The sequence below is a fragment of the Gordonia lacunae genome, assembly GCF_002149015.1.
GTDB lineage: Bacteria > Actinomycetota > Actinomycetes > Mycobacteriales > Mycobacteriaceae > Gordonia > Gordonia lacunae.
The window spans coordinates 275,288-291,545 of the sequence record NZ_NGFO01000001.1 but is presented as its reverse complement, the minus strand read 5'-3'; the positions used below and the strand labels follow the sequence as shown (position 1 = coordinate 291,545).

The following is a 16,258-nucleotide window of genomic DNA, read 5'->3' as shown; positions in this document are numbered from 1 at the left end:
AGTTGCGTGTGAGATTGCGGGACAATCGGTTACGCGACCAGCACCTGCTCGTCGCCGGGGGCCGACGCCCGCATCGTCTTGTCCTTGGTCTCGACGATCATGATCGTGCACACGACGCTGAGTGCCGACAGACCGGCGAGCAGGACACCCACCCAGATCGCACCGGGACCCGCGATCAGCGGGGCGGCGATCAGCGGCGGGATCGCACCGCCGAGGATGCCGGCGAGGTTGTAGCCCATCCCCGCACCGGTGTAGCGGTATCGCGCCTCGAACAGTTCGGGCAGGAGCGCACCGGCTGGCCCGTAGGCGATGCCGAAGATGAGCAGTGTGCCGAGGAGCCCGACGACGAAGGCGAGGCCGCCGCCGATCTCGAGGATCGGGAACAGCACCAGCGTCCACGGGATCGCGATGGCGCATGAGGTGAGGATGACGCGGCGACGCCCCACGCGGTCCGACCACACCGCCGACGCCGCGGTCGACAGACCGAACACCACGGCCGCGCCCATCCCTGCGGTCAGCACGAAGGTCCGGGACAGCTCCAGTGACTTGGTGCCGTAATTCGTGAGGAACGCGGTGCCCATGTAGAAGAGCGAGAACAGGCTCGCCAGCGCGCCGCCGGCGATGAGGATCTCGCGCCACTGGTGACGGAACGCATCCAGGAACGGCAGGGCGGGGCCGTCGGCCGCGGCGTCGCCGGCCGCCTTGCGCTGCTGCGCCTCTCGGAACACCGGGGTCTCGGCGACCGCGAGCCGAACCCACAACCCGACCGCGACCAGCGCGAACGACAGGATGAACGGGATGCGCCAGCCGTAGTCGAGGAAGGCCGAACTCGTCTCGCCGAGGGTCAGGCTCGCGATGAGGAACGTCAGGCTCGACAGGAAGAACGCGAAGGCCGGGCCGAGCTGCGGGAACATCGCATACAGCCCCCGCTTGCCCGGTGGGGCGTACTCGGCGGTGAGAAGCGTTGCGCCCGCCCATTCCCCGCCGACGGCGAAGCCCTGCAGGAACCGCAGGAAGACGAGGAGGATGGGAGCCGCGATACCGATGCCGGATTCGGCGAAGCCGAACACGCCGGTCTCGTAACCGGGGAGAAGACCGATCGCGACCGTCGCCAGTCCCATGATGAGCAGGGTCCACACCAGGGTGCGTTTGCGGCCGATCCGGTCACCGAAGTGTCCGAAGAGCATCGCGCCGACCGGCCGTGCGAAGAAGGCCACGGCGAAGGTCGCGAAGGAGGCGATCGTCCCGGTGACCTCGTCGGCGGACGGGAAGAACACCGTCGGGAACACCAGGGCCGCGGCGGTTCCGTAGATGAAGAAGTCGTAGAACTCGATGGTCGTACCGATGGAACTCGCGGCGGCCACTCGTCGTAGGCTCGTGCGCTTGCCCTCCGGCGGATCGGTCACCGGGGGGTCGGCGGGGATGGTCGTCACTGGCGTTCGTCCCTTTCTGCAGACGGCCGCGTCGGGGTGGGCGGCGCGCTATCCCGGACGGCAACTCATCCGGGCGGCCCCTGTCGGCCGGGCGGATGAATTGGGTCACTCCGGCTGCCGACTGAGAGGCATGTCATAGTCTGGAATGCGGGTAGCCGGGGCGGCACCCCCCGAAGAGGGGGGACCCGATTCGGGGCCTCACCTGCAGCTTTGGTCACTTCGTCGCCGGGGAGTACAGTCAGGCGCATGCAGCGCGCACTCCTCCTCGGTTGCCGCGGCGGGGTCTGAACCGACCGGCCCTCCGTCGCGGGGCCCAATCACGCGCCGGTCACTTTCCTTCCAGACACGGAGAATGACCACCATGGCACCAGCAGACAGTTTCACTTCCGGCGCCAGCCGAATCGTCGAGCCCGCAGGCCCGATTCCCGCCGGACAGCCCGCCTGGAATCCGCAGCGCAGCTCGGCGATGCCGGTTCATCGCTACCGCCAGTTCGCCGACGAGGTCGAGACGGTGGCGGTTCCCGACCGCACCTGGCCCGACAAGGTCATCACGACCGCCCCGATGTGGTGCGCGGTCGACCTGCGCGACGGTAATCAGGCACTGATCGACCCGATGAGCCCGGCACGCAAGCGCCGCATGTTCGACCTCCTGGTCCGGATGGGCTACAAGGAGATCGAGGTCGGCTTCCCGTCGGCGAGCCAGACCGACTACGACTTCGTCCGCGAGATCATCGAGGACGGCGCCATCCCCGACGACGTGACGATCCAGGTCCTGACCCAGTGTCGCGACGAGCTGATCGAGCGCACCTTCGACGCCTGCCGCGGCGCATCGAACGTCATCGTGCACTTCTACAACTCGACCTCGGTTCTGCAGCGGCGCGTCGTGTTCCGCGCAGACAAGGCGGCCATCACCAAGATCGCCACCGACGCCGCACACAAGGTCCTCGAGGTACAGCAGAACTACCCCGACACCAACTGGCGGTACGAGTACTCCCCGGAGTCCTACACGGGCACCGAGCTGAGCTTCGCCAAGGAGGTGTGCGACGCGGTCACCGAGATCATCGCCCCCACACCCGAGCGCCCGATGATCATCAACCTGCCGGCGACCGTCGAGATGGCCACTCCCAACGTCTATGCCGACTCGATCGAGTGGATGCACCGCAACCTCGCCCGCCGCGACTCGGTCATCCTGAGCCTGCATCCGCACAACGACCGCGGAACCGCCGTCGCCGCAGCCGAACTCGGCTACCAGGCCGGCGCCGACCGCATCGAGGGTTGCCTGTTCGGCAACGGCGAGCGCACCGGCAACGTCTGCCTGGTCACCCTCGGCATGAACATGTTCAGCCGCGGCGTCGACCCGCAGATCAGCTTCTCCGACATCGACGAGATCCGCCGGACGGTCGAGTACTGCAACCAGCTCAACGTTCCCGAGCGTCATCCCTACGGCGGCGACCTGGTCTACACCGCGTTCTCGGGCAGCCACCAGGATGCGATCAACAAGGGCCTCGACCAGATGAAGGTCGACGCCGACGACGCCGATTCCGATGTCGACGACATCACTTGGGCCGTCCCGTATCTGCCGATCGATCCCAAGGACGTGGGCCGCAACTACGAAGCGGTCATCCGCGTCAACAGCCAGTCCGGCAAGGGCGGCGTCGCCTACATCATGAAGGCCGACCACGGCATGAACCTGCCGCGTCGTCTGCAGATCGAGTTCAGTCGCGAGATCCAGAAGATCACCGACGGCGAGGGCGGCGAGGTCAATCCCAAGGAGATGTGGGACGTCTTCGCGGAGAACTACCTGCACCCGATCTGGCCGCTGGAGCGAATCCGTCAGAAGGTCGACGCGGCCGAGGTCGACGGCGGCGACGACCACATCACCGCGGTCGTGAAGGTCGAGGGCAACGAGCGCGAGATCTCCGGGTCGGGCAACGGTCCGCTGGCGGCGTTCGTGGACGCACTGGGCACCGTCGGCTACGAGGTCCGGGTCCTCGACTACAGCGAGCACGCCTTGACCGCGGGCGGCGACGCCAGCGCCGCGGCGTACGTGGAGACCGAGGTCAACGGCGAGACCGTGTGGGGCGTGGGCATCGCGTCGTCGATCACCACCGCCAGCCTGCGCGCGGTCGTGTCGGCCGTGAACCGCGCCTACCGGGTCATCTCGGTCCCGGTCGCCGACGACGAGGCCGCCCCCGGCACCTGGGCGCCCTGACCTGCCGGTCGCTCCACTCGTTCCGCCAGGCCGCTGCCGCCCCGTGATCGGACCCGATTCGCGGGACGGCGGCGGGGCCTCGGGAACAAAACGGACCGGAGTTTCATTTAGAGGGCATGAAGAACATCGGTTTCCTCTCGTTCGGCCACTGGTCGGACGCCCACGGGTCCCAGGTGCGGTCCGGTGCCGACACCTTGCTCCAGTCGATCGACCTGGCGGTGGCCGCCGAAGAGCTCGGCGCCGACGGCGCGTACTTCCGGGTCCACCACTTCGCCCGGCAGCTCGCCTCGCCGTTCCCACTGCTGGCCGCGGTGGGTGCGAAGACCAGTCGGATCGAGATCGGCACCGGGGTCATCGACATGCGGTACGAGAATCCGCTGTACATGGCCGAAGACGCCGGCGCGGCGGATCTCATCTCCGGCGGTCGGCTCCAGCTCGGCATCAGCCGCGGATCGCCTGAGCAGGTCATCGACGGATACAAGTACTTCGGATACGTCCCGACCGACGGCGAGACCGACGCCGACATGGCCCGCCAGCACACCGAGGTGTTCCTACGCGTCATCGAGGGCGGGGGTTTCGCGACCCCCAATCCTCGGCCGATGTTCCCCAACCCGCCCGGCCTGCTGCCCATCGAGCCGCAGTCGCCCGGTCTCCGGGATCGCATCTGGTGGGGTGCCGGAAGCCGCGCGACCGCGGAATGGACCGCCGAGCAGGGGATGAACCTGATGAGCTCGACGCTGCTGACCGAGGACACCGGGGTGCCCTTCCACCAGTTGCAGGCCGAACAGATCCAGCGGTTCCGCAAGGCCTGGGCCGACGCCGGACACCCGCGCGAGCCACGGGTGTCGGTGAGCCGCAGCATCTTCGCCATCGTCGACGACCGCGACCGCGCCTACTTCGGACGCGGCGGTGCCGAGTCCGATCAGGTCGGCGTCATCGACAACAGCGTGGCCCGCTTCGGCCGCAGCTACGCCGACGAGCCGGACAAGCTGATCGAGCAGTTGCGCGAAGACGAGGCCATCGCCGCGGCCGACACGCTGCTGCTGACCGTGCCGAACCAACTGGGCGTGGACTACAACGCGCATGTCCTCGAGTCGATCCTCACGCACGTCGCACCCGCTCTCGGCTGGCGCTGACTCCTCGTCGCACACCTCGCCGGCCCCGTCAGCCGCGCCGGAACGCCCGCGCGCAGCCGTTCGGGGCCCGCGTTTCTGCGCGGGGTGCCGAAACCGCCACATCGAGACGACTCGCTGACCTAACGTCACCGGGGTGTCCGATGTCCGAGGGACATCCCGACGAGTAGTCGAGATACACACCAAGCACCGCGAACGGAGAACAGCATGTCCGAAGTGATCGTCGTCGCCACCATCTCCCCCAAGCCCGGCGAGGAGCAGGCGGTACGGGAGGCCGTGCTCGCCGCCATCCCCGAAGTGCACGGCGAGCCCGGATGCGGGAAGTACGCGCTGCACGAGGCCACCGGCGACTCGACCGATCTGGTCATGATCGAACGGTGGGAGTCCATGGAGGCCCTGGCGACCCACGGCGCCGCACCTGCGCTCACCCAACTCGGCAAGGCACTCGGCGGGCTTCTCGCCGGCCCCCTCGATGTCCGGACGTTCACTGCGGTTCCCGCTGGCCAGGACGACAAAGGCACCATCTGACCGCTCGCTCCGATCGCCCCCACCCGTGTGCCGGGTGGGGGCTTCGTGCGTTGTCCGGCGGTCCGCCTTGTTGATTCCGTTGTCGATGGCGTGCTACACCGGGTATAACGATCGTTAGATAAAGTGACGCGCGCCATGCAGCGTGCTGCGGCGCGGCACTGCTCCCGAGAGGAAACCCCCATGCCCGAAGCCGTCATCGTCGACGTCGTGCGCCTCGCGTCCGGAAAGGGCAAGCCCGGTGGCGCGCTCTCGGAGACCAAGCCCGTCGAGCTCCTCGCGCACGTCCTGCGCTCGCTGGTCGAGCGCAACGACATCGACCCGGCTCTCGTCGACGACGTCATCGGCGGCTGCGTCGGCCAGGCCGGCGAGCAGGCCCTCAACATCTCGCGGACGGCCCTGCTGTCGGCGGGCTTCCCCGAATCCGTGCCCGCCACGACCGTCGACCGTCAGTGCGGATCGAGCCAGCAGGCAGCCCACTTCGCCGCGCAGGGCATCATCGCCGGCGCCTACGACGTGGTGATCGCCGCCGGCGTGGAGTCGATGAGTCGGGTCCCGATGGGCTTCACCACCGCCGGACGTAGCCCCTACGGCCCCAGCATCGCCGCGCGCTACCCGGACGGTCTTGTCGGGCAAGGAATCTCGGCCGAACTGGTCGCCGCCAAGTGGAAGTTCGACCGCGAGGCGCTCGACGCCTTCGCCGCCCGGTCCCACCAGCGTGCCGCCGCAGCAGCCGCCGAGGGCTTCTTCGACCGCGAGATCCTGCCCATCGACGTCGCCGACGCCGACGGCACGACCTCCACACACAAGACCGACGAGACGGTCCGCGCCACGACCACTCCGGAGGGCCTGTCCGGCCTGAAGCCCTCGTTCTACACCGAGGACTTCGCCACCCGGTTCCCGGAGATCAACTGGCACATCACCCCCGGCAACTCGTCGCCGCTGACCGATGGTGCATCGGGCGCCCTCATCATGAGTGACGTGATGGCGTCGAAGCTGGGACTGACCCCGCGCGCACGCTTCCATTCGTTCTCCGTCGCCGGTGACGATCCGATCTTCATGTTGACCGCGCCCATCCCGGCCACGCACAAGATCCTCGCGCGCTCGGGGCTGTCGATCGACGACATCGACGCCTACGAGGTCAACGAGGCGTTCGCCTCGGTGCCGATGGCCTGGGCTCACGAGTTCGGCGCCGACCCGGCCAGGCTGAACCCGCGCGGCGGCGCGATCGCCCTCGGCCACGCGCTCGGATCGTCGGGTACCCGCCTGCTGGGCACCCTCGTCAACCACCTCGAGGCGACCGGCGGCCGCTATGGCCTCCAGACCATGTGCGAGGGCGCGGGCATGGCCAACGCCACCATCATCGAACGTGTCTGAACCGGCCAAGACGGCTCCCACCCGGAAGCTGACGATCGATACCGAGGGTCTGGACTGGCGACGACGCGAGCCGGTGCCGTTGCCGGCCACCCTCGTCGCGGCGAAACACGCCTTCTACGAGCGCGGTTACCACGGCACCTCGATCCGCGACATCGCCTCGCGGGCAGGCGTGTCACTGCCGACGCTGTACTACCACCACGACAACAAACTGGGCATCCTCGTCGAATTGCTCGAGGCGGCGATGACCTCGGTGCTGGCGTGGGTCGGCGCAGCAATCCAGTCCGGCCGGACGCCGAGCGAGCAACTGTCCAACGCCATCGAATCGATCGTGTTGCACATGACCAGCGATCTCGAACTCGCCAGCGTCGCCAGCGAGTTCCGCCACCTCGACTCCGATGATCCGCGGCGTGAGACCTACGTCGCGATGCGCACCGAGACCGAGGAGCTGCTCGCCGGAGTCATCGAACGCGGCGTCGAGTCGGGCGAGTTCGCGTTCGAGGAGGACGTCAAAGACGTCCTGCGGTACCTCTTCGGTGCATGCCAGGCGGTCACCACCTGGTATCGGCCGTCAGGTGCTCGCACGCCCGCCGAGGTGGCGGCGTCGTATGCCCTGATCTCTCTGCGCGTCGTCGGCGCCCGAGGACACACCGACGCCGGCCGAGCACCGACAGACATCTGAGTCAGACTCACTCACGAAAGGGAGAAGCCATGAAACGCACCATCTTCGAAGACGAGCACGAGGCCCTGCGGGAGACCGCACGCCAGTTCCTGCAGCGCGAATGCGCCCCGTACACCGAGGAGTGGACGCGAGCCGGTCAGGTCGATCGCATCGCGTTCAAGAAGGCCGGTGACGCAGGACTTCTCGGGTTCAACATCCCCGAGGAGTACGGCGGCGGCGGGGCCATGGACGACTTCCGGTTCAACGCCGTGGTGGTCGAGGAGTTCGCGAAGTTCGACGGCGCGGCACCCGGCCTCAGCCTGCAGAACGACGTCGTCGCACCGTACTTCGTGCACCTCGCCGATGACGAGCAGAAGAAGCGCTGGATGCCCGGGATCGCCACCGGCGAGACGATTCTCGCCGTCGCGATGACCGAGCCGGGCGCCGGTTCCGACCTCGCCGGCATCAAGACCTCGGCGAAGCTCGAGGGCGATCACTACGTCCTCAACGGCAACAAGACGTTCATCTCCTCGGGCATCAACTCCGACCTCGTGGTCGTGGTGTGCCGGACCAATCCGGATCCCGAAGCAGGCCACAAGGCGTTCTCCCTGTTGGTCGTCGAGCGCGGCATGGAGGGCTTCGAGCGCGGGCGCAAGCTCGACAAGATGGGCCTCAAGGCACAGGACACCGCCGAGCTGCACTTCAACGACGTGCGGGTGCCCGCCGAGAACCTGCTGGGCCAAGAGGGCATGGGCTTCTACCACCTGATGCAGAACCTGCCCTCCGAACGCCTGTCCATCGGCATCGGCGCCATCGCCGGTGCACGCGCGATCTTCGACGAGACACTTCAGTACACCAAGGACCGCAAGGCCTTCGGTCGCCCGATCGGCACCTTCCAGGCGAATCGCTTCACCCTCGCCGAGATGGCCACCGAACTCGACATCGCCGAGGTCTACATCGACCGCTGCCTGCAGGGGGTGCTCGACGGCGAGCTGAACGCCGTCGACGCCTCCAAGAACAAGTGGTGGTGTACCGAGCTCGCCAAGCGGGTCATCGACAGCTGTCTGCAGCTGCACGGCGGCTACGGCTACATGAACGAGTACCGCGTCGCCCGCGCCTACACCGACGCCCGTATCCAGACGATCTTCGGTGGCACCACCGAGATCATGAAGGACATCGTCGGCAAGAGCCTCGGCGTCTGAGTTCTCGCAATCGTCGACAGCCCGGGGCCCACGCCCCGGGCTGTCTGCGTACCCGGCCGGGCCGGCGGTGATCAGCCCTGGTCGACGCCGACCGCGTGCAGGTGGTCGACGACCTGCTGCACGGCCGCCCGCGAACGCGGACGGGCCAGCGCCTCGTACACCCGCGCGGCCCGAACCCCTTTGAGCACCAGCCGTTTCACCTCTGGATGGCGGACGGCGAACCGCGGCATCAGTGCGATGCCGTGCCCATGGGCCACCAGCGCCTCGATCGTCGTGAAGTCCAGCATCCGCTGGGTCACTCGTGGCGCCACTCCGGTCGCCGCCGAGATCGACAGCAGCACATCGTCGACCGGGAAGCCACCTTCGACACTGATCCAATCGTGATCGGCGAGTTCGGTGACCGCGACCTGGTCTCGCAGGGCCAACTCGCTGTCGGCGGCGACGATCACGTCGACGGGTTCGCGCATCAGTTCGGTGACCCGGACCCGGGGTTCGTCGATCGCCGGTGTGCGTTCGTCACGGTGGGTGACCACGACATCGTGGTCCGCGAGAGCCGGTGCGGCGTCGTGATATCCGATGTCGAGATGCACCGCGTGCACGTCGATGCCCGACGCCGCGGCGCGCTCCAGGACCGAGGGAAGCAGGAGCGTCGCACCGGACGGGAACATCGCCAGCCGTACGCGTGCCTTGCCGGACCGGTACGACGACATCTCCTCCTGCGCCCGGTCCACCGCCGCGATCACGTCGTCGGCGCGCAACACGAGCGCGCGCCCGGCCTCGGTCAGGCGGATTCGCCTGCCGTCGGGTTCGAACAGCGGGACCCCGGCCTCCTCGGCCAGGACTTTCAACTGCTGTGACACCGCCGACGGGGTCATGTGCATCGCCTCGGCCACCGCACCGATCGATTCCCGATCGGCGAACTCACGCAACAGTCGAAGACGCCGGACCTCCATGGGACAACGGTACTCAGGACCCACCCGTCACCTGCGAAGCCCGCGCGGCGCGGGCGAACGGCCACCGCCACCCCCGCCAGGAATGTCAGGGCCTCCCACACCGTTGTGGGGGGCATGGCATCACAAGACATCACCCTGGAAACCTTCGAGGACACCATCGCCTCGGACGGCATCGTCCTGCTCGACTTCTGGGCCGGCTGGTGCGGTCCGTGCCGGCAGTTCGCACCCGTCTTCGAGAAGGCGTCCGAAGCGCACTCCGACATCGTGTTCGGCAAGATCGACACCGAGGCCGAGCAGCAGCTCGCCGGCAGTCTCGGCATCCGTTCCATCCCGACACTGATGGCGTTCCGCGACGGGATCCTGGTGTTCAATCAGCCCGGCGCGCTCCCGGCGGCACAACTCGAGGAACTGATCGGGGCCGTCGAGGGCCTCGACATGGACGACGTGCGCGCGAAGGTCGCCGCGGCTCAGCAGTGACCGGCGCAATATTCAGTAAATCTGAATAGTCCGTGCGTCTAAATTAGATTGTTCTTCACTTCGCCGGCGCCGACCATGGGGCCATGTCCACTCGTGATCGCCTCCTCGCGCTGTTCGTCGTCGTCCTCTGGGGATTGAACTTCATCGCGATCCGACTCGGACTCGACCACTTCCCGCCGTTCTTCCTCGCCGCGATGCGATTCGCGGTGCTGGCTATACCGGTGATGCTCTTCGTCCGCTTCCCGAAGGTGCGCCTGAAGTGGTTCCTGCTCTACGTCGCCGGCTTCGGCAGCGTGCAGTTCATCCTGCTGTTCCTGGCGATGGATCTGGGCATGCCCACCGGGCTCGCATCTCTGGTGCTCCAGACCTCGGCACCCTTCACCGTCGTCCTGGGTGTGCTGTTCCTGCGGGAGCGGATGACCGTCGGCCAGGTCCTGGGACTCGCGATCGCGGTCGTCGGTATGGCGCTGATCGCGCTGGACCGGGTCCGCGGGAGCGATCTCGGTGCGGCCGCGCTCCTTCCCGTCGGTCTCACCGTCCTCGGCGGTCTGAGCTGGGCCGCCGGCAACATCGGTGGCCGGCTCGCCCGTCCCGACGACTCCCTCCGGATGACGCTGTGGATGGCCGTCGTCGCCACCCCACCGCTGTACGCGGTCAGTCTCGTCGTCGAGGGTCCCGCCGCGGGGTTCGAGGCACTCTCCACACTCGGTAGCGAGAGCGGTCTCCGCGCCCTCGGCGGTCTGCTCTACCTCGCGGTCTTCGGCACCGTCATCGGCGCGGGTCTGTGGACCACGCTCCTCGGCCGCAACGATGCCAGCCGGGTGTCACCGATGTCGCTCCTCGTGCCCGTGGTGGGGATCTCGGCGGCCTTCGTCGTCCTCGGCGAGGTCCCGTCGGTCGGCGAGATCGTCGGCGCGGTCATCGTCGTGGCCGGTTGCGCAGCCGGGGTGATGGCTCGGCCGCGGGCTCGCAGCCGTTCGGCGTCCGCCGCCGAACCGACGACGACCTCACCCGGTTCCGGATCGGACGACGCGTCCGCGCTCGCCGGCATCGGGAACCCGGTGCGCTCAGGCGGGTGACGTCGTCCCTGGGGGTGGCGTCGCGTCGAGCGCATCGCGCACCACCGCGCACAGGCGGTCGACCGCGGCGCGGGCGCCGGGACTGATGAGGGTCATGTTGACGAACCCGTGGATCATCGCTCCCTCTCGGCGGACCGTGACCGGTACGCCGGCTTCCTCGAGCTTGCGCGCGTACGCGAGGCCCTCGTCGCGAAGCGGATCGAAACCGGCGACCATGACATGAGCGGGCGGGAGGCCATCGAGATCGTCGGCCAGCAGGGGCGAGCACCGCGGATCACGTCGCTGCGTGACATCGGGCAGATACCGGTCGGTGAACCAGTCGATGCCGTCGGCGGTGAGGAAATATCCGGACGCGAACTCCCGCCGCGACGGGGTGTCGGCGGCCTGGTCGGTCACCGGGTAGATGAGCAGCTGGAAGAACGGGGTCACCGACTCGTTCCGGACCTCCCGGGCCACGACGGTCGCGAGGTTCCCGCCGGCACTGTCCCCGCCGACGATGATCCGCCCGGGGTCGAGACCCCACTTCGGCGCGACCTCGACAGCGAAGTGCCAGGCCGACACCGCGTCCTCGACGGCCGCCGGAAACGGCGCCTCCGGGGCCAGGCGGTACTCGATCGACAGCACATCGAGTCCGGTGCCGTGAGCGAGGCGACGGACGAACGCGTCATGGCTGATCCGGCTCCCGGTGACGAAGCCACCGCCGTGGTAGTAGACGAGCAAACCCGCCGACTCGGTCGAGGAGCGGTATCGGGTGGCCGGGATCGGACCGGCGGGCCCGTCGATGACGAGGTCCTCTTCCACCGCCAGCGGTGGCAGCACCTCGGCCATGGATGCGCCGCTCTCGTCGGTCTGTGCGCGCGACTGCGCCACCTCACCCTGGAAGGGATTCAGGCCGGGCACGTTGTCGTTGGCCCAGCCGATGGCCGCGAGCTCGGGGGCGACCCGCTCGCCGTCGGAGTTGACCGGTGCCCGGCGCCCCAGAACGGCCAGCGCACCGGCGGGGATGCGCGCGGCGGCGAGCAACACTCCGCGTTGCACTCGAGCGGGCAGGGACAGACGCAGTTGGGTGTCGCGACTCACAGCCGCAGAGCCTACGCGGCGCGGGCGGATGGCACGACCACTCCCGTCGGATCAGCCTGTGACACACTCGTGCGCATGCCCGACCGACTCTCTTCCGCCGGTTCCGCAACCCGCAGCACCCCCCGTGTTCCCGCCCGTACCGCCGTCGCCCTGGGCGCCGCCGCGGCGGCCCGGTGGGCGTCACGAACCGCGGGACGAGGCAAGGGGTCGATGATCGGCGGCCTCGTCGCCGCGAAGATCGACCCCCAGATCATGGGCCGGCTCGCGGCGGGCAAGCGCACCGCGATCGTCACCGGTACCAACGGCAAGTCGACGACCACCCGGATGACCGCGGCCGCGATGGCCGAACTCGGCGAGGTCGCGACCCAGGCCGACGGCGCCAACATGGACGCCGGGATCATCGCGACCCTCACCTTGAGCCGGACGGCGCCGTTCTGCGCGCTCGAGGTCGACGAACTCCATGTCCCGCATGTCAGCGACGCCGTCGACCCCGAGGTCCTCGTGCTGCTCAACCTGTCCCGCGATCAGCTCGACCGGGTCGGCGAGATCAACATGATCGAGCGCCGGCTCCGCGAGGGAATCGCCCGCCACCCCGAGACCACGGTGATCGCCAACTGTGACGACGTCCTCGTGACCTCCGCCGCGTTCGACGCCCCCGACGTGGTCTGGGTCGCGGCCGGCGCGAGTTGGGTCGGCGACTCGGTCAGTTGCCCGCGGACCGGCGAGCCCATCGTCCGTTCCGAGGGGGGGTGGCGCTCGACCGGCGACGACGACTTCCGGCGCCCCACCCCCGACTGGTGGTTCGACGACGAGAACATCTACGGCCCCGACGGATTCAGCGCCCCCCTGGAACTCGCGGTACCGGGTAGGGCCAACCGCGGCAACGCGACCCAGGCGGTGGCGGCGGCAGTCGCGATGGGCGCCGATCCGCACAACGCGGTGGCAGCCGTCGGCACGGTCGGCGAGGTCGCCGGCCGGTACGGCATCCATCAGATCGGAAATCATTCGGTCCGAACACTTCTCGCCAAGAATCCGGCCGGATGGCAAGAAGCGATGTCGATGATCGACCAGGACGCCGACGGACTGGTCATCGCGGTCAACGGCCAGGTACCCGATGGCGAGGACCTGTCCTGGCTGTGGGACGTGCGATTCGAGGCGTTCGAGACCATGCAGGTCGTCGCGGCCGGCGAGCGCGCCGCCGACCTGTCCGTGCGGTTGCTCTACGCGGGCGCCGAGCACACCACCGTCCCCGATCCCATGGCCGCCATCGCGTCCTGCCCGCCGGGGCGCGTCGAGGTCCTGGCGAACTACACGGCGTTTCGCGACCTCGGCACCGCCCTGGAACGCGCAGCACGATCTCGGAAGGCGGAGCAGTGAGCGAATCGACCCTGCGGATCGGTCTCGTCCTGCCCGACGTCATGGGCACCTACGGGGACGGCGGGAACGCACTCGTCCTGAAACGCCGTGCGGTGATGCGCGGCATCGACGCCGAGGTCGTCCACATCACGCTCGACGACCCGGTCCCCGACTCGCTGGACGTCTACACCCTCGGCGGCGCAGAGGATTACGCGCAGCGCCTCGCCACGCGGCACCTCACGCGCTACCCCGGCCTGCAGCAGGCGGCAGCCGCCGGACGCCCGGTGCTGGCCATCTGCGCCGCCATCCAGGTGCTCGGCCACTGGTACGAGACATCGGCGGGTGAACGCGTCGACGGCATCTCCCTGTTCGATCTCACGACGGCGCCCCAGGCGGAGCGGAGTATCGGCGAATTGCTCGTCGACCCGACCCTCCCAGGACTGTCACAACCCCTCACCGGGTTCGAGAACCACCGTGGGGGAACGACTCTCGGGTCCGACGCGGCCCCGCTGGGTCGGGTACGGCATGGCGTGGGCAACGGCGTCGGCGACGGCACCGAAGGCGTCGTCCAGGGCAGCGTCATCGGCACCTACATGCACGGCCCGGCACTGGCCCGCAACCCCGAACTCGCCGATCGTCTCCTCGCCACCGCGATGGGCGTCGAATCCCTTGCCCCGCTGGACCTCCCCGAGGTCGATCGGCTACGCCGAGAGCGCCTCGCCGCCGGACGACGGCGGTAGTCTCTCCGCTCCCCCGAGGTGCAAGGAGCGTAAGCGACGAGCCACCGCCCGCTCCTCGCACCGCAGGGAGCGGTGGTTGCGACGCACCATGCGACTCGACCCCACTCCCTGCCCGCCGACACCGAGACCTCGCGCTCTCATCCGGCCACGCGTCGCGAGCACATCGGCAGGCGGGTCTCCGCTCTGACCACAGGTAACCCGGACCGCCTCACCCGTTCTCGATCCCCGCCGACCGTGCCGCCTCGGTGAGCACGTCCACGACCATCTCCACCGTCAACCGTCCGGTGAAGGTGTTCTGCTGGCTCACGTGATAACACCCGAACACCTCGAGTTCGGCGCCCTCGCGGACAAGCGTCGTGGAGACGCCGTGTCCGAACTTCGGCAGCGGTTTGGGGACCGTCCAGCCGAGCTTCGCGAATGTGCGAAGTGTTGACTGCCAACCGAATCCGCCGAGGGTGACCACCGAGCGGACCGTCGGCGCGAGTAGTTCGAGTTCGGCGTGCAACCAGTAGGAACAGGTGTCGCGTTCGGCGACCGTCGGTTTGTTCTGCGGCGGGGCACAATGCACCGGCGCGGTGATACGCGTGTCGAAGAGCTCCAACCCGTCACCGATCGCGACCGAATGAGGTTGGCTCGCAAGGCCGGCGAGATACAACGCCGAGAACAGGACATCGCCGCTGCGATCCCCGGTGAACATGCGCCCGGTGCGATTTCCGCCGTGCGCCGCGGGGGCGAGCCCGACGATCAGCAGTCGCGCGTCGGCCGGACCGATACCGGCCACCGGCCGACCCCAGTACTCCTCGTCGGCGAACGCGCGACGCTTCTCGCGGGCGACCCGTTCCCGCCATTTGACGAGACGCGGGCATGCGCGGCACTCGATCAGCTGCGCGTCGAGCTCCGCCAGATCACGGAAGCGTCGTCGGGTGGCCATATCTCGACACTAACCGTCGGCACGGAGCCGACACCGTGCCGGTGGATCGCACCTGAACCAACACCCGGCGGTCCGACGCCGGGCCGGCCACCTCCAGCCCACCTCGACCCCTATGCGAGGAGGGCTGGAGGTCTGTGAGAGGCCCCCGACCCCACACCCACGATCGTGCGCGACCGTAAAGTGTTAATGCACCATGACACATCCTCGTGCGGGCGGCAAGACACGGGTGTCACCGGCGTCGGCAAGGACGGTGGACCCACGCCCCTCGGTGCGCGCTAACGCAGATCGCGAGGCAGCTTCGACACCGGCGCGATCGCCGTCGACCTCTCGTCGCCGGACGACAGGATTCCGACGACGCGCCCACGTCCGTCGCGCACGCCGGCACCGCTGTCACCGGCTTCCGAGCGAAGCGTCGTGTCCACCGAGTAGGTCGCGTGTTGGTTCACGAACGGTGGGGCCAAAGAGAATCCGTACGCGCGTCGCAATACCGGACGCGGCTCGGTGATGACGCCTTGTCCGTAGCCGGTCGTGATACCGGCCTTGGAGACGGCCTGGCCACGCCAGAACGATGCGTCCCAGTCGATGGCATCCTGCTGCGACGCCACCCGCGGGGCGAGGGTGATCACCGCGATGTCGAGCTGCCGGGTGATCCGGTTCGCGGTGATCGTCCCGACCCGGGCGCCACTCGCGCTGTAGACGACCTGGCCGACGTTCCCACAATGCCCGGCGGTCAACGCCTTGGACGTCGAAATGACCGCGCCGAGAGTGCAACTGGTCGAGGTGACAATCGTCTCGTCAACGGTGATCTTCATACCGGATCGGACCGTCGTCGTCGCAGCATCGGCAGTGGCGGCCGGGACCCCTACCGCCGCCAGTCCCGTCGCGGCAACGAGCACACCCAGCAGACGCCATCGCTTCACAGAGTTTCTCCTTGGTCCGATGAGTAGAGAAGCGGCCCGGGGCCGCAATTGGCCGGGATGACCGGCATCGTCGAATGGGGCGGCACGATGGCGATCGAGGGATACGCGAATCCGTTCGGGCAGCGGTAGTTTCCGTAACCGATCCCCACGGTGTCCCCGTGATTGGTACAGACCGCTCCGGC

Annotated in this window: 15 protein-coding genes; 10 read left to right on the top strand and 5 right to left on the bottom strand. The window is 68.4% G+C overall.

Annotated features, from left to right (window positions below; genetic code table 11):
- Window positions 1-29: 29 nt before the first annotated feature.
- Entirely contained in the window at window positions 30-1,433 is a 1,404-nt protein-coding gene (locus CA982_RS01330) for an MFS transporter (RefSeq protein ID WP_086533525.1), read from the bottom strand.
- Between the two features lie 361 nt (window positions 1,434-1,794).
- Between CA982_RS01330 and leuA the strand changes: the two genes are divergently transcribed.
- The 6 genes from leuA (at window position 1,795) to CA982_RS01300 (ending at window position 8,540) form a co-directional block, all read left to right on the top strand.
- Complete coding sequence (gene leuA / locus CA982_RS01325; RefSeq protein WP_086533524.1) at window positions 1,795-3,645, top strand: 2-isopropylmalate synthase; 1,851 nt, start codon at window positions 1,795-1,797, stop codon at window positions 3,643-3,645.
- 116 nt (window positions 3,646-3,761) lie between these two features.
- Entirely contained in the window at window positions 3,762-4,781 is a 1,020-nt protein-coding gene (locus CA982_RS01320) for an LLM class flavin-dependent oxidoreductase (RefSeq protein WP_086533523.1), read from the top strand.
- A 204-nt stretch (window positions 4,782-4,985) separates the two neighbouring features.
- On the top strand, window positions 4,986-5,306 hold the full coding sequence (locus CA982_RS01315) for a putative quinol monooxygenase (RefSeq protein WP_086533522.1): 321 nt from the start codon (window positions 4,986-4,988) through the stop codon (window positions 5,304-5,306).
- Between the two features lie 180 nt (window positions 5,307-5,486).
- A complete protein-coding gene (locus CA982_RS01310; RefSeq protein ID WP_086533521.1) occupies window positions 5,487-6,680 on the top strand; it encodes a thiolase family protein in 1,194 nt (397 codons plus the stop codon).
- Entirely contained in the window at window positions 6,673-7,359 is a 687-nt protein-coding gene (locus CA982_RS01305) for a TetR/AcrR family transcriptional regulator (RefSeq protein ID WP_086533520.1), read from the top strand. The genes CA982_RS01310 and CA982_RS01305 overlap by 8 nt, the downstream gene beginning before the upstream one ends.
- Before the next feature lie 29 nt (window positions 7,360-7,388).
- Window positions 7,389-8,540: an acyl-CoA dehydrogenase family protein gene (locus tag CA982_RS01300; protein ID WP_086533519.1), complete on the top strand. Its 1,152-nt coding sequence runs from the start codon at window positions 7,389-7,391 to the stop codon at window positions 8,538-8,540.
- 71 nt (window positions 8,541-8,611) lie between these two features.
- On the opposite strand, the gene CA982_RS01295 is transcribed toward CA982_RS01300, so the two are convergent.
- Window positions 8,612-9,493, bottom strand: coding sequence for a LysR family transcriptional regulator (locus tag CA982_RS01295; protein ID WP_086533518.1), 882 nt, complete (start codon window positions 9,491-9,493; stop codon window positions 8,612-8,614).
- A gap of 114 nt (window positions 9,494-9,607) precedes the next feature.
- Between CA982_RS01295 and trxA the strand changes: the two genes are divergently transcribed.
- Both trxA and CA982_RS01285 read left to right on the top strand, forming a co-directional pair.
- Complete coding sequence (gene trxA / locus CA982_RS01290) at window positions 9,608-9,970, top strand: thioredoxin (RefSeq protein ID WP_086533517.1); 363 nt, start codon at window positions 9,608-9,610, stop codon at window positions 9,968-9,970.
- 83 nt (window positions 9,971-10,053) lie between these two features.
- A complete protein-coding gene (locus tag CA982_RS01285; protein WP_086533516.1) occupies window positions 10,054-11,049 on the top strand; it encodes an EamA family transporter in 996 nt (331 codons plus the stop codon).
- On the opposite strand, the gene CA982_RS01280 is transcribed toward CA982_RS01285, so the two are convergent.
- Window positions 11,038-12,129: an alpha/beta hydrolase gene (locus CA982_RS01280; protein ID WP_086533515.1), complete on the bottom strand. Its 1,092-nt coding sequence runs from the start codon at window positions 12,127-12,129 to the stop codon at window positions 11,038-11,040. The two genes, CA982_RS01285 and CA982_RS01280, sit on opposite strands and share 12 nt — an antisense overlap.
- 75 nt (window positions 12,130-12,204) lie before the next feature.
- On the opposite strand from CA982_RS01280, the gene CA982_RS01275 reads away from it, so the two are divergent.
- Complete coding sequence (locus CA982_RS01275; protein ID WP_086533630.1) at window positions 12,205-13,506, top strand: MurT ligase domain-containing protein; 1,302 nt, start codon at window positions 12,205-12,207, stop codon at window positions 13,504-13,506.
- The gene (locus CA982_RS01270; RefSeq protein WP_086533514.1) at window positions 13,503-14,225 is read left to right on the top strand and encodes a type 1 glutamine amidotransferase; all 723 of its coding nucleotides are present in this window, start codon (window positions 13,503-13,505) and stop codon (window positions 14,223-14,225) included. The genes CA982_RS01275 and CA982_RS01270 overlap by 4 nt, the downstream gene beginning before the upstream one ends.
- A 208-nt stretch (window positions 14,226-14,433) precedes the next feature.
- On the opposite strand, the gene CA982_RS01265 is transcribed toward CA982_RS01270, so the two are convergent.
- Together CA982_RS01265 and CA982_RS01260 are read right to left on the bottom strand one after the other, a co-directional pair.
- Window positions 14,434-15,156: a uracil-DNA glycosylase gene (locus CA982_RS01265; protein ID WP_086533513.1), complete on the bottom strand. Its 723-nt coding sequence runs from the start codon at window positions 15,154-15,156 to the stop codon at window positions 14,434-14,436.
- A 275-nt stretch (window positions 15,157-15,431) separates the two neighbouring features.
- The gene (locus tag CA982_RS01260; RefSeq protein ID WP_244176084.1) at window positions 15,432-16,076 is read right to left on the bottom strand and encodes a trypsin-like serine protease; all 645 of its coding nucleotides are present in this window, start codon (window positions 16,074-16,076) and stop codon (window positions 15,432-15,434) included.
- Window positions 16,077-16,258 lie beyond the last annotated feature (182 nt).

Excerpts from the sequence above, each read along its gene's own strand:
- leuA (WP_086533524.1), top strand. The coding sequence starts at position 1,795 with ATGGCACCAGCAGACAGTTTCACTTCCGGCGCCAGCCGAATCGTCGAG.
- CA982_RS01320 (WP_086533523.1), top strand. The coding sequence starts at position 3,762 with ATGAAGAACATCGGTTTCCTCTCGTTCGGCCACTGGTCGGACGCCCAC.
- CA982_RS01315 (WP_086533522.1), top strand. The coding sequence starts at position 4,986 with ATGTCCGAAGTGATCGTCGTCGCCACCATCTCCCCCAAGCCCGGCGAG.
- CA982_RS01310 (WP_086533521.1), top strand. The coding sequence starts at position 5,487 with ATGCCCGAAGCCGTCATCGTCGACGTCGTGCGCCTCGCGTCCGGAAAG.
- CA982_RS01300 (WP_086533519.1), top strand. The coding sequence starts at position 7,389 with ATGAAACGCACCATCTTCGAAGACGAGCACGAGGCCCTGCGGGAGACC.
- CA982_RS01295 (WP_086533518.1), bottom strand. The coding sequence starts at position 9,493 with ATGGAGGTCCGGCGTCTTCGACTGTTGCGTGAGTTCGCCGATCGGGAA.
- trxA (WP_086533517.1), top strand. The coding sequence starts at position 9,608 with ATGGCATCACAAGACATCACCCTGGAAACCTTCGAGGACACCATCGCC.
- CA982_RS01285 (WP_086533516.1), top strand. The coding sequence starts at position 10,054 with ATGTCCACTCGTGATCGCCTCCTCGCGCTGTTCGTCGTCGTCCTCTGG.
- CA982_RS01275 (WP_086533630.1), top strand. The coding sequence starts at position 12,205 with ATGCCCGACCGACTCTCTTCCGCCGGTTCCGCAACCCGCAGCACCCCC.
- CA982_RS01265 (WP_086533513.1), bottom strand. The coding sequence starts at position 15,156 with ATGGCCACCCGACGACGCTTCCGTGATCTGGCGGAGCTCGACGCGCAG.